Annotated in this window: 11 protein-coding genes; 2 read left to right on the top strand and 9 right to left on the bottom strand. The window is 68.8% G+C overall.

The window, feature by feature from the left end; all coding sequences use genetic code 11:
- Positions 1–56: 56 nt before the first annotated feature.
- Positions 57–1220, bottom strand: a complete 1164-nt coding sequence (locus EAO73_RS18475) for an HpcH/HpaI aldolase/citrate lyase family protein (RefSeq protein ID WP_147972640.1) — start codon at positions 1218–1220, stop codon at positions 57–59.
- Positions 1221–1441: 221 nt separating this feature from the next.
- Here EAO73_RS18475 and EAO73_RS18470 point away from each other — a divergent pair, with 221 nt between their 5' ends.
- Positions 1442–2317 carry a TerD family protein gene (locus tag EAO73_RS18470; RefSeq protein WP_147972639.1) on the top strand — a complete coding sequence of 292 codons (876 nt, stop codon included), beginning with the start codon at positions 1442–1444 and terminating at the stop codon, positions 2315–2317.
- 4 nt (positions 2318–2321) lie between these two features.
- Here EAO73_RS18470 and EAO73_RS18465 read toward each other — a convergent pair whose 3' ends face one another.
- The 6 genes from EAO73_RS18465 to EAO73_RS18440 all read right to left on the bottom strand — a co-directional run bounded on the left by EAO73_RS18465 (position 2322) and on the right by EAO73_RS18440 (position 6986).
- The gene (locus EAO73_RS18465) at positions 2322–3056 is read right to left on the bottom strand and encodes a TerD family protein (protein WP_147972638.1); all 735 of its coding nucleotides are present in this window, start codon (positions 3054–3056) and stop codon (positions 2322–2324) included.
- Positions 3057–3221: 165 nt separating this feature from the next.
- Entirely contained in the window at positions 3222–4349 is a 1128-nt protein-coding gene (locus tag EAO73_RS18460) for a DUF475 domain-containing protein (RefSeq protein WP_147972637.1), read from the bottom strand.
- Positions 4350–4419: 70 nt separating this feature from the next.
- Positions 4420–4995, bottom strand: a complete 576-nt coding sequence (locus EAO73_RS18455; RefSeq protein WP_018103347.1) for a TerD family protein — start codon at positions 4993–4995, stop codon at positions 4420–4422.
- Positions 4996–5154: 159 nt separating this feature from the next.
- A complete protein-coding gene (locus EAO73_RS18450) occupies positions 5155–5730 on the bottom strand; it encodes a TerD family protein (protein WP_026171553.1) in 576 nt (191 codons plus the stop codon).
- Positions 5731–5879: 149 nt separating this feature from the next.
- A complete protein-coding gene (locus tag EAO73_RS18445) occupies positions 5880–6338 on the bottom strand; it encodes a peroxiredoxin (protein WP_018103345.1) in 459 nt (152 codons plus the stop codon).
- 210 nt (positions 6339–6548) lie between these two features.
- Complete coding sequence (locus EAO73_RS18440) at positions 6549–6986, bottom strand: DUF3052 domain-containing protein (RefSeq protein ID WP_147972636.1); 438 nt, start codon at positions 6984–6986, stop codon at positions 6549–6551.
- A 537-nt stretch (positions 6987–7523) separates the two neighbouring features.
- On the opposite strand from EAO73_RS18440, the gene aceE reads away from it, so the two are divergent.
- Positions 7524–10265: a pyruvate dehydrogenase (acetyl-transferring), homodimeric type gene (gene aceE, locus EAO73_RS18435; protein WP_147972635.1), complete on the top strand. Its 2742-nt coding sequence runs from the start codon at positions 7524–7526 to the stop codon at positions 10263–10265.
- Positions 10266–10333: 68 nt separating this feature from the next.
- On the opposite strand, the gene EAO73_RS18430 is transcribed toward aceE, so the two are convergent.
- Together EAO73_RS18430 and EAO73_RS18425 are read right to left on the bottom strand one after the other, a co-directional pair.
- Complete coding sequence (locus EAO73_RS18430) at positions 10334–10738, bottom strand: peptidase inhibitor family I36 protein (protein ID WP_147972634.1); 405 nt, start codon at positions 10736–10738, stop codon at positions 10334–10336.
- Between the two features lie 217 nt (positions 10739–10955).
- Positions 10956–12566 carry an MFS transporter gene (locus EAO73_RS18425; protein ID WP_147972633.1) on the bottom strand — a complete coding sequence of 537 codons (1611 nt, stop codon included), beginning with the start codon at positions 12564–12566 and terminating at the stop codon, positions 10956–10958.
- Between the last annotated feature and the right edge of the window lie 9 nt (positions 12567–12575).

The following is a 12575-nucleotide window of genomic DNA, read 5'->3' as shown; positions in this document are numbered from 1 at the left end:
GGACCCGGTGCCCCGTCGGCACCGGCCGTCCGTACCGATCGTCCCGCGTGTCCCGCTCACTCCGCGAGGCAGGCCGCCAGCAGGTCCACGAAGCCGACGTCCTCCCGGGCCACACCGAAGATCTCGGCGCGCAGCAGGATGCGCTCGGCCCAGGCCCGGTGGGGCTTCACCTCGTTCATCTTGTTCGTGTACGCGGAGCGCAGCACGCCGCCTCCGTTGCGCTCGGGCCGCAGGATGTCCTGGGCGTCGCTGAACTCCTCGTGGCTGACCACGGACAGCGCGTGCACGGGCGCCACGTGCGAGGGGTGGATGCAGGTCTTGCCGAGGAGGCCGTTGGCCCGGTCCAGCTCGATCTCGCGCAGCAGGCCGTCCATGTCGTGCTCGATGAGCGCGGTGCGCAGTTCGTCCGCGCGGTTCTCCTGGAAGGGGCTGCGGCGCAGCTGCGGCTTGAACATGCGCTCCTGGCGGGGGAAGTACTCCCACACCGGGCCGGTGACCGTGAAGCCCGTCCCGTCGGCCCGGCCGAGCACGTTGACGACGTCCGCGATGACGTGGGCGACGATCCCCACGTCGTACGCCGTCATGTCGGGGGCTCGCCGCAGTCCGTACGCCGAGCAGAAGTCGGTGACGCCGAGCCGCAGGGCCAGCACCCGGTCGCGGTGGGCAGCGACGGTCTCGGCGATGCCCCGGAGTGTCTCCGGGCGGGTCTCCAGGTGGAGCAGCTCGGGCGATTCGAGCACGGGCATGGCGAAGAAGCGCTGTCCGGCGGCGGCCTCGGCCTTGGTCAGCGCCTCCAGGAAGGGCACACCGCGTTCGCGGGTGAACTTGGGGAGTACGAATCCGGACAGCAGCCGGGCCGACGCACCGAGGCGGCGCGCGAGGTCGGTGATCTGTTCCGGTTCGCGGACGCGGATGAACAGCAGCGGCAGCTCGATGGAGCGCGCGTCGAGGTCGGCGAACTGCCGGACCAGGTTCTCCTCGGCCCCGGCGACCTCGGAGTCGTCGATGGAGTCCTCCAGGCAGAGCACCATGGAGACGACCCCGCGCCCGGCCAGCTTGACGATGTCGTCGGCGAGCCGGGGCCGGGTGGCGGGGCTGTAGAGCGTGGCGCCCAGGGCGACGGAGAGGAGGGAGGCCGGTGAGTCCGCGTCGAACGCGCAGGGTTCCTGGAAGAAGAGCCCGTCCTTCGCAGCAGCTGCAATATGCCCGAAATGACGCATGCAATTCCCCCCGTACTCTCTGACCGACCGGACAACGTGTGGCCGGTAATAGTACGTACGAACGTGCATCGGCAGTTCCCTGCCCAGGTGAATTAAGGGTGGCGTGCCCGTTTCGCGCTCGTTTCGAAGGGGGCGGACCGGGTGAATCGGACCCGCCGCCCGAATGCCGACCATGCCCCCCACGTTGTCCGCACGGGCGGCCAGCAGGCAGGATGACCAGCATGACGCACGCGATGGTGAAAGGCTCGAACGTCCCTCTCGACGCCATGGCCGTACGGGCCGTGCTGCGCTGGACGCCGGGTACCGGGGTGCCCGATGTGGACGCCTCGGCCCTGCTGCTCGGCGCCGGCGGGCGCGTGCGCTCGGACGAGGACTTCGTCTTCTACAACCAGCCCCGCCATCCGTCCGGCCTCGTGCGCCGGCTGCCCAAGCGCAGCCTGCCCGAGGGCCTGACGGACACCATCGAGGCCGACCTCAACGCGCTCGACCCGTCGGTCGACCAGGTGGTCATCGCCGCGTCCTCGGACGGCGCCGCGTTCGGATCCGTACGCGATCTGCGCATCCTGATCCACGACGCGGCGGCGGCCGGCGGCGAACCGCTCGCCGTGTTCGACGTGCGCGCGGAGACCGGCGAGGAGACCGCGATCATCTGCGGCGAGTTGTACCGGCGCGGCGACGGCTGGAAGTTCCGGGCGGTCGGCCAGGGCTACCCGACCGGTCTCATCGGCCTCGCGACCGCGTTCGGCATCTCGGTAGACGAGTCGGAGCCCGAGGCACCCGCGCCGGTACAACTCGCCGCAGATGATCGCGGTCTCCTCGCCGGTCTCCGCGCGCACGTCGAACACGGCGAGCGGTTCGCCGCCGGCCGCCGCGCCCCGGCCCCCGCGCCCGACTCGCAGGCGACCGTGCTGCACCAGCAGCCCTCGTACGGCTACCCGCAGCCCGCGGCCCCGGCGCCGCAGCCCGCCTACGGCTACCCCCAGCCGGCCTCCGCACAGCCCGCCTACGGCTATCCGCAGCCCGCTCCGGCGGCCGCACCCGCGCCCGACCCGAACTTCGTGCTGCCGCCGCAGGGGCCGCAGTTCATACGGCCCTGAGGCCCTAGGTGCGGGTCTTGTAGCCGCGCCCCCACTGCATGCCGAAGCCGTACATCCGGTCCAGCTCGGACTGGAAGCCGTAGACGAACTTCACCTCGCGCCGCACGATCAGCTCGTCCTTGATGTTCTCCACGGTGAACACCGCGCAGGAGCGGGCCTGCGGGGCGCGCTCGTCCAGCTCGATCTCGATGCGCGGACCGTTGCCCGGGTAGAGCGTCACCTTGGCGTGCGTACGGTCGAAGGCCGGCGTCTGGTCGTAGATGTAGACGAAGAACAGCAGCCGCTTGATGTGCTCGCGCTGGTCGAGGTTGACGTAGACGGTCTCGCCGGAGGGGGCCCCGAAGCGGTCGTCGCCGCTGAGCCTGATGTACGGCGGCCCGTTCAGGTCGCCGAGTAGGTTGCCCAGGGGCTGCACGACGCCCTTGGTGCCGTCCGCCAGCTCGTACATGCAGCCGAGGTCCAGGTCGACGTTGACCACGCCCTGGGTGTGCGCCTGGACGGCCTCCGGCTGGAAGAGCTTCAGCGGGCGCAGCAGCCGTCCGCTCTGGCGGGAGCGGCCCTCGATGTCCGAGGTGCGCATGCGCCAGGAGAGGTTGACCCGGAGGTTGCCGCTCAGCGCGCCCTGCTTGGTCAGCGAGACCGTGGCCCGCCGCCGGGTGAGCACGATGGAGTTGGTCGCCGCGCTGCCCGACTCGAACTGTGTCTCCCGCCCCGGCCACAGGCTGTTCCAGAACGCCATCCCCGACCCCGCCCTCTCGGTCCCTCGCCTGTCGCACCCGTCGCATGCGGCGCATACGACGCACGCACCACTGCGGGGCGGCTCCGGGCCGTCTCCGGGTGTGTGTCCCGGAGCCGTTGCCGTACGAGCCGCCCCGCAGAGAGCGTTCCCTCAATTCCTACCGGGTCACACCCCGGCGGTCACTTCGCTCTTGCCTTCCTCCGCCGCTTCCGCCTTGTTGCGGCGGACCGAGGACCAGAAGGACCAGGCGATCAGGATGACGCCGACGAGGCCGGTGATGATCTCGTTGATCTCGTACTGGATCGTGACGAGCAGGATGGCCGCGAGCGCGCCGATCGCGTAGTGCGCGCCGTGCTCCAGGTACACGTAGTCGTCCAGGGTGCCCTGGCGGACCAGGTAGACCGTGAGCGAACGGACGTACATGGCGCCGATGCCGAGGCCGAGCGCCATGAGCACGATCTCGTTGGTGATGGCGAAGGCGCCGATCACGCCGTCGAACGAGAAGGACGCGTCGAGCACTTCCAGGTAGAGGAACATGAAGAACGCGGCCTTGCCGGAGAGGGCGACCGCGGAGATCTTCTTGCCGCTCCGCTTGGCCTCTTCCTCCTCCTCGTGCTCGCGCTCCTCCTCCTCTTCGAGTTTGTCCTCGAAGTAGCCGGAGAGCCCGCCGACGATGAGATACGTGATCAGACCCGCGATACCGGCGAGCAGGACGGTCTCCGCCTTGTCCACATGCCCGCCGCCGTGCTGGTGGGCGTGGGTGGCGACGGTCATCGCGGAGATCAGCAGGACGATCAGGGCGATGCAGACCGACAGCATGTCGACCTTGCCGAGCTTGGCCAGCGGGCGCTCGATCCAGCGGAGCCACTGGATGTCACGGTCCTCGAAGATGAAGTCGAGGAAGATCATGAGCAGGAACATGCCACCGAAGGCGGCGATCGCCGGGTGGGCGTCCGTGACCAGTTCCTTGTAGCGGTCCGGGTCGTTGAACGAGAGATCGATGGCGTCGATCGGATTCAGGCTCGCGGTAATGGCCACGATCACGACGGGGAAGACCAGCCGCATACCGAAGACCGCGATGATCACGCCGATGGTCAGGAAGATCTTCTGCCAGAAGGCGGACATCTTCTTCAGGATCCCGGCGTTGACCACGGCGTTGTCGAACGACAGCGAGATCTCCAGGACGGAAAGGATCGCCACCACACCGAAGGCTTCCCACCCCCCGTAGAACCACGCGGCCACGAGGCCGATCACGGTGATCGCGAACGACCACCCGAAGGTTTTCAGAAGCACTGGCTACCCCATCATGTATGTAACGGGTCTCCCCCGAAGTGCACGGGGCTCCCCCGCGCCGTGCGCGGCTTTACGAAACGTTGACCCCGAAGTCTAGAGCGATGCCTCGCAGCCCCGATGCGTACCCCTGACCAACTGCACGGAACTTCCACTCGCCGTTGTAGCGGTAGAGCTCGCCGAAGATCATCGCGGTCTCCGTGGAGGCGTCCTCGGTGAGGTCGTAACGCGCGAGTTCCTGGCCGTCGGCCTGATTGACGACGCGGATGAAAGCGTTGCTGACCTGGCCGAATGTCTGGCCGCGATTGTCGGCCTCGTGAATCGACACCGGAAAGACGATCTTGTCGCAGTGGGCCGGCACCTGCGTGAGGTTCACGATGATCGACTCGTCGTCGCCCTCGCCCTCACCCGTGAGGTTGTCACCGGTGTGCTCCACGGAACCGTCGGGGCTCGTGAGGTTGTTGTAGAACACGAACCACTCGTCGCCGAGCACCCGGCCCGACTGGCACAGCAGCGCGCTGGCGTCGAGGTCGAAGTCGGCCCCCGTCGTGGATCGTGCGTCCCAGCCGAGCCCGACCAGCACCTGGGTGAGATTGGGTGCGGCCTTGGAGAGGGAGACATTGCCTCCCTTGGCGAGCGTGACGCCCATGGTGTGTCCTCCCCGAGTCTATGAACCGTCTTCTGTACCGGACGGCTCCGCCGGCCGGTACCGTGCCGGCCGGCGGAGCCGTCCGCCCTGCGCGTCCGGCGCCGCACGTGGTGCGGCGCCGGACGGAAATGCTGATGCCGGGGCCGGGCCCCGGACCGGTCAGACGTTGACGCCGAAGTCCTGCGCGATGCCGCGCAGACCCGAGGCGTAGCCCTGACCGATGGCACGGAACTTCCACTCCGCGCCGTTGCGGTAGAGCTCGCCGAAGACCATGGCGGTCTCGGTCGACGCGTCCTCGGACAGGTCGTAGCGCGCGAGCTCGCTGTTGTCGGCCTGGTTGACGACGCGGATGTACGCGTTGCGAACCTGGCCGAAGCTCTGCTGGCGGGTCTCGGCCTCGTAGATCGAGACCGGGAAGACGATCTTGTCGACGTCGGCCGGCACCGTGGCCAGGTTGACGTTGATGACCTCGTCGTCGCCCTCGCCCTCACCGGTGAGGTTGTCACCGGTGTGCTCGACGGAGCCGTCGGGGCTCTTGAGGTTGTTGAAAAAGACGAAGTTGCCGTCGTTGGCGACCTTGCCCTCGGCGTTCGTCAGCAGAGCACTGGCGTCGAGGTCGAAGTCCCCGCCGGTGGTGGTACGGGCGTCCCAGCCGAGACCCACGATGACCGCGGTCAGGTTGGGCGCGGCCTTGGTCAGCGAGACGTTGCCGCCCTTGCTGAGGCTGACTCCCACGAGTCCTCCCATTGGTTTCTTGGGGGCCGGCCGGTGCCGGCGCCTCCACGTCGTGTTGACATCGGATCAACGAGTGGATCCTAGTGACCGGTTCCCGGCCTCAACAGGCTTTCGGGTGCGGACCGGCCCGCGATCCGCCCGAAGCCGGATCAGAGGGCGCCGAGCGCCTTGATGTATTCGTTGAGGTCGCGCGCGTCGGGCAGGCCGTTGACGACCGTCCAGCGCACCACGCCCTCCTTGTCGATGATGAAGGTGCCGCGCACCGCGCAGCCCTTCTCCTCGTCGAAGACGCCGTAGGCCCGCGAGGTCTCTCCGTGCGGCCAGAAGTCGGACAGCAGCGGGTACTCCAGGCCCTCCTGCTCGGCGAAGACGCGCAGGGTGTGGATGGAGTCGTTGGACACGGCCAGCAGCTGCGTGTCGTCGTTCTCGAACGTGGGCAGCTCGTCGCGGAGCGCACACAGCTCGCCCGTGCAGACCCCGGTGAAGGCGAACGGGTAGAACAGCAGCACCACGTTCTTCTCGCCGCGGAAATCCGAGAGCTTCACGGTCCGGCCGTGGTTGTCCTTCAGCTCGAAATCCGGGGCCTGGGTGCCGACCTCGATCGCCATGAAACGCGTCCCTTCGCTACGTCACCGGGCTGGGCTGTCCGGGTGACCCCCACCCTACGCAGAGGGTCCCCGCAGCCGCGCGGCACCCGGGAAAGCTTCCCGCGTACGCGCGGATCAAGCCACTGGGTATCGGGGACGGATGTGCGACGGGACGTACGAAGGCCCCCGGCCGGCGCGATGCCTGTCGGGGGCCTTCAGGGGTTGGTGGGGTCAGCGCTTGGCCTTGGCCGCTTTGGGCGTGACGAGACGGCTTCCCGACCAGTCCTTGCCCGCGTTGACGCTCTTGGTCTGGGCGAGCCCGGCGGTCTGGGCGGCCTCGTTGATGTCGCTCGGCTCGACGTATCCGTCGCGGCCGGTCTTCGGCGTCATCAGCCAGACCACGCCGCCGTCCTCGAGCAGACCGATGGCATCCACCAGCGCGTCCGTAAGGTCGCCGTCCTCGTCACGGAACCAGAGCAGGACAACGTCGGCGACGTCGTCGTAGTCCTCGTCGACGAGTTCCTGGCCGATAGTGGCCTCAATGCCCTCACGGAGCTCCAGCTCGACGTCGTCGTCGTAGCCGATCTCCTGGACCACCTGTCCGGGCTCGAACCCCAGGCGTGCCGCCGGGTTGGTCCGCTCCTCCGCGTGGTCCGCGGTCGCGCTCACGGGTTGCCTCCTGATCATGTTTCGGAAAATGCTTCAGCCACGCGCGTGCGCGGGGCGTTGGCCGTAGTCCACACGGGAGCGGCGGATCGCGCAAGTACCCAGCGTACGAGACCGCCTAAACGGTGACGTTTCGTATCACGTCGCCGCGCTGTCGGCGGCCCCTGCGAGGGCCCGCGTCCTCCTCCACTCCCCGTACGTCCTGCGTCCATGGACAGCTTATGCCGTTTCGGCCCGGCATCAGGAGTCGAGCAGTGTTTGGGAACACTTGGACGCCTTGGGCGTATGGTTGCGGTCCGTCCCCGGTCATCCTGCCTGTCCCGTCCTGTCCGACGCCTTCTGCCTGCACCGATACCCATTCGGTGGCCGTCCATCCGCCCCGGCGGAACCGGGCCGGGGCGCGTTCGCGGTTACCTCTCGGTAGAGATGACGTACGCGTTCCAGCGGTACACGATGGGGATGGCGTACACATCCTTATGTCCGGGGGCATGACTCCCGTAACAGGCCCCGAAGCGCAGCACCGAACAGTGAAGGAACAGCGTGGCTTCCGGATCCGATCGCAACCCGATCATCATTGGCGGCCTTCCGAGTCAGGTCCCGGATTTTGATCCCGAAGAGACCCAGGAATGGCTCGACTCCCTCGACGCCGCCGTCGACGAGCGAGGCCGTGAGCGGGCCCGCTATCTCATGCTCCGGCTCATCGAGCGCGCGCGCGAGAAGCGCGTCGCCGTTCCGGAGATGCGCAGCACGGACTACGTGAACACGATCGCCACGAAGGACGAACCGTTCTTCCCCGGCGACGAGGAGATCGAACGCAAGATCCTCAACGCGACCCGCTGGAACGCGGCCGTGATGGTCTCGCGCGCCCAGCGTCCGGGGATCGGCGTGGGCGGGCACATCGCCACGTTCGCGTCCTCCGCCTCGCTGTACGACGTCGGTTTCAACCACTTCTTCCGCGGCAAAGACGACGGTCTGGGCGGTGACCAGATCTTCTTCCAGGGGCACGCGTCCCCCGGGATCTACGCCCGCGCGTTCCTGCTGGACCGGCTGAGCGAGGCGCAGCTGGACGCGTTCCGCCAGGAGAAGTCGAAGGCGCCGAACGGGCTGTCCAGCTACCCGCACCCGCGGCTGATGCCGGACTTCTGGGAGTTCCCGACCGTGTCGATGGGCCTCGGCCCGCTCGGCGCGATCTACCAGGCGCGGATGAACCGCTACATGGAGGCGCGCGGCCTCGCCGACACGTCGAACTCGCATGTGTGGGCCTACCTCGGCGACGGCGAGATGGACGAGCCGGAGTCGCTGGGGCAGCTGTCCATCGCCGCCCGCGAGGGCCTGGACAACCTGACCTTCGTCGTCAACTGCAACCTCCAGCGCCTCGACGGCCCGGTGCGCGGCAACGGCAAGGTCATCCAGGAGCTGGAGTCCCAGTTCCGGGGCGCCGGGTGGAACGTCATCAAGCTGGTCTGGGACCGGTCCTGGGATCCGCTGCTGGCGCAGGACCGCACGGGCATCCTGGTCAACAAGCTGAACACGACGCCGGACGGCCAGTTCCAGACGTACGCGACGGAGACCGGCGCGTACATCCGGGAGCACTTCTTCGGGGACGACCCGAGGCTGCGCGAGATGGTCAAGGACATGACCGACCAGCAGATCCTGCACCTGGGACGCGGCGGTCACGACCACCGCAAGGTGTACGCGGCGTACGCGGCGGCCAAGGCCCACAAGGGCCAGCCGACGGTGATCCTGGCGCAGACGGTCAAGGGCTGGACGCTGGGGCCGAACTTCGAGGGCCGCAACGCGACCCATCAGATGAAGAAGCTCACCGCCGAGGACCTGAAGCGGTTCCGGGACCGGCTGCACATCCCGATCGCGGACAAGGAGCTGGAGGACGGCAACCCGCCGTACTACCACCCGGGCCGCGGCTCGGAGGAGATCCAGTACATGCACGACCGCCGCAAGGGCCTGGGCGGCTACGTCCCGACCCGGGTGGTGCGTGCGAAGCCGCTGGAACTGCCCGGGGACAAGACGTACGCGACGGCGAAGAAGGGTTCGGGACAGCAGTCGATCGCCACCACCATGGCGTTCGTCCGCATCCTGAAGGACCTCATGCGGGACAAGGAGATCGGCAAGCGTTTCGTGCTGATCGCGCCCGACGAGTACCGCACCTTCGGCATGGACGCCTTCTTCCCGAGCGCGAAGATCTACAACCCGCTCGGGCAGCAGTACGAGTCGGTGGACCGCGATCTGCTGCTCGCGTACAAGGAGTCGCCGACCGGGCAGATGCTGCACGACGGCATCTCCGAGGCGGGCTGCACGGCCTCGCTGATCGCCGCGGGTTCGGCGTACGCGACGCACGGCGAGCCGCTGATCCCGGTGTACGTCTTCTACTCGATGTTCGGGTTCCAGCGCACCGGTGACCAGTTCTGGCAGATGGCCGACCAGCTCGCGCGCGGCTTCGTGCTGGGCGCGACGGCCGGCCGGACGACGCTGACCGGCGAGGGGCTCCAGCACGCCGACGGGCACTCGCAGCTGCTGGCCTCGACCAACCCGGGCTGTGTGGCCTACGACCCGGCGTTCGGGTACGAGATCGCGCACATCGTCCAGGACGGTCTGCGCCGCATGTACGGCGGGACGCCCGAGGAGAACGAGGACGTCTTCTACTACCTCACCGTCTACAACGAGCCGATCCAGCACCCGGCGGAGCCCGCCGACGTGGACGTCGAGGGCATCCTGAAGGGCGTCTACCGCTACAGCAGCGGGGAGAAGGGCGAGATCCCGGCCCAGATCCTGGCGTCCGGTGTGGCGGTGCCGTGGGCGGTCGAGGCGCAGCGCATCCTCGCGGACGAGTGGAACGTGAAGGCGGACGTCTGGTCGGCGACCTCCTGGAACGAGCTGCGGCGCGAGGCCGTGGACGTGGAGCGGTACAACCTGCTGCACCCGGAGGAGGAGCAGCGCGTCCCGTACGTAACGCGCAAGCTCTCCGGGTCGCAGGGGCCGTTCGTGGCGGTGTCGGACTGGATGCGGTCCGTGCCGGACCAGATCGCGCGCTGGGTGCCCGGCGCGTATCAGTCGCTGGGCGCGGACGGGTTCGGCTTCGCGGACACGCGGGGCGCGGCGCGGCGGTTCTTCCACATCGACGCGCAGTCGATCGTGCTCGCGGTGCTCACGGAGCTGGCGAAGGACGGGAAGATCGACCGTTCGGTGCTGAAGACGGCGGTCGACCGCTACGAGCTGCTGGACGTGGCCTCGGCCGATCCCGGGGCCGCGGGCGGCGACGCGTAACGCTGTGACCGGTGCGGGGCGGCGGTGCCCGGATGGGTGCCGCCGCCCCGCGGCGTGTCCGGGGCCGGTCAGCTCTCCCAGACCTTGAAGGCGCGCACCTGGTACGGCGAGCGTGGCAGCCAGGTGCCGCCGCCCGGATACGTCTCGAACTCGCCGGTCTCCTGGCACTCGGCGGACTGGTAGGTGGTGACGGGCCGGCCGGTGCGGTTGGCGAGGGCCTGGGCGGTGGTGCCGGTTTTCAGCGGGACGCAGCTCTCGATGTCGATGGTGGACAGCTCATGGGTCTGCCGGGCCCCGGTGAAGTCGGGTTTCGCCCAGAGGCAGAGCTGCCCGCTCCCGCAGTCCCCGAGCCGGACGGGCGCGGTGACAGCCGTCTGAGCGGCCGTGGCGCGGGCGGGCGGCGGGGACGAGAACAGGGCCGTGACGGCGAGGAGAACGGCGGCCAGGGCGGCCGCAGCAGTGGTCGTACGCATGCGAGATGAACCCCCGTGGTGATGGAAACGCTGAGTGGAGCCACCGATGTGGATCTTCCACCACCACCCTCGATGGTTACTCTGCGTAATCGGAAGGGTTCGGGGCGGGGTTCACCCTGAAAGGTGATGAACCCGCCGGAAAGGTGACGGCCCCGCCGGATCGCTCCGGCGGGGCCGTGGGATGCGCCGTGTTCACGCGCGCGGTGTGACGGGACCGTCAGATGTGGCCGCCGCCCATGCCCGCCTCCGCGTTCTCACCGCGCTTGGTCAGCGTGGCGACCAGCGCGGCGACCACCGCGACGATGCCGGCGACCATGAACGCGGTGCTCATGCCGGAGACGAAGGTGTCGTGCGCGACGCCCGCGATCCTGCCCGCGATCTCCGGCGGGGTCTCCTCGGTGACGGGCGGCATGCCGACCTTGATGGCGGAGGAGGCCTGGTCGAGCTGCTCGGGCGAGAGCGGCGGGAGCTGGGCCTCCTTCCAGTTGCCCGGCAGCTCGGAGTCGACGCGGGAGGCCATGATCGCGCCGAGCACCGCCGTACCGAGGCTGCCGCCGACCTGCATGGCGGCCTGCTGGAGGCCGCCCGCGACGCCGGAGAGCTCCATCGGGGCGTTGCCGACGATGACCTCGGTGGCACCGACCATGACGGGGGCGAGCCCGAGGCCGAGCAGGGCGAACCAGACCGACATGGTGAGCGTGCCCGTGCCGACGGTCAGCTGGGACATGCCGAAGCACGCGACGGCGGTGCAGATCATGCCGCCCACCAGCGGGACGCGCGGGCCGAACCTGGTGATCAGGGCGCCCGCCACCGGCGAGGCGACGATCATCATCGCGGTCAGCGGCAGCAGGTGCAGGCCCGCGTCGACCGCCTTCATGCCGTGCACGTTCTGCAGGTAGAAGGTGACGAAGAAGAGGCCGCCCATGAACGCGAAGGCCATCAGCACCATCAGGACCGTGCCCGCGGAGAGCGGGACGGACCGGAACATCGCCAGCGGGACCAGCGGCTCCTTGACGCGCTGCTCGACCAGGGCGAAGAGCAGGAACAGGATGACCGCGCCGGCCAGGAAGCCGACCGTCTGGAAGTCGCCCCAGCCCCACTCGGCGCCCTTGATGAGCGCCCAGATCAGGCAGAACATCGCACCGGACAACAGCACGATGCCGGCGATGTCGAACGAGCGCGGGGCGTTCTCGGCGCGGTGGTCCTTGAGGATCAGCACACCGAGCACCAGGGCGAGCACGCCGACCGGCACGTTGATGAAGAAGACGGACTGCCAGCTGACGTGCTCGACGAGCACACCGCCGAGGATCGGGCCGCCCGCGGTCGAGGCGCCGATCACCATGCCCCAGATGCCGATGGCCATGTTCAGCTTCTCGGCCGGGAAGGTGGCGCGCAGCAGCCCGAGCGCGGCCGGCATGAGCAGCGCGCCGAACAGGCCCTGGAGCACCCGGAAGATGATCACGAGGGCGACGCTGTCGGACAGGCCGATGGCCCCCGACGCGGCCGCGAAGCCGACGACACCGATGAGGAAGGTCTGACGGTGGCCGAAGCGGTCACCGAGCTTGCCCGCGGTGATCAGGGAGACCGCGAGGGCGAGCATGTAGCCGTTGGTGATCCACTGGACATCGGCGAGCGAGGCGCCCAGGTCCTGCTGGATGGCGGGGTTGGCGATCGCGACGATCGTGCCGTCGAGCGCGACCATCATCACGCCGATGGCCACGGAGAACAGCGTCAGCCAGGGGTGGCCGCGCAGCCCCTTGGCAGGTGCGGGGCCGACGGGGTCCCGGGGCTCCCGCGGAGCCTTTTCGACGGTGGTCTGACTAGTCATACGCGTGAG

Origin of the sequence: Streptomyces sp. col6 (genome assembly GCF_008042035.1) — a bacterium.
Taxonomy (GTDB): Bacteria; Actinomycetota; Actinomycetes; order Streptomycetales; family Streptomycetaceae; genus Streptomyces.
Note: the sequence above shows the minus strand (reverse complement) of the source record. Positions and strands in the feature narration are given on the sequence as shown.

Excerpts from the sequence above, each read along its gene's own strand:
- EAO73_RS18430 (WP_147972634.1), bottom strand. The coding sequence starts at position 10,738 with ATGCGTACGACCACTGCTGCGGCCGCCCTGGCCGCCGTTCTCCTCGCC.
- EAO73_RS18455 (WP_018103347.1), bottom strand. The coding sequence starts at position 4,995 with ATGGGCGTCACGCTCGCCAAGGGAGGCAATGTCTCCCTCTCCAAGGCC.
- EAO73_RS18465 (WP_147972638.1), bottom strand. The coding sequence starts at position 3,056 with ATGGCGTTCTGGAACAGCCTGTGGCCGGGGCGGGAGACACAGTTCGAG.
- EAO73_RS18445 (WP_018103345.1), bottom strand. The coding sequence starts at position 6,338 with ATGGCGATCGAGGTCGGCACCCAGGCCCCGGATTTCGAGCTGAAGGAC.
- EAO73_RS18475 (WP_147972640.1), bottom strand. The coding sequence starts at position 1,220 with ATGCGTCATTTCGGGCATATTGCAGCTGCTGCGAAGGACGGGCTCTTC.
- EAO73_RS18470 (WP_147972639.1), top strand. The coding sequence starts at position 1,442 with ATGACGCACGCGATGGTGAAAGGCTCGAACGTCCCTCTCGACGCCATG.
- EAO73_RS18425 (WP_147972633.1), bottom strand. The coding sequence starts at position 12,566 with ATGACTAGTCAGACCACCGTCGAAAAGGCTCCGCGGGAGCCCCGGGAC.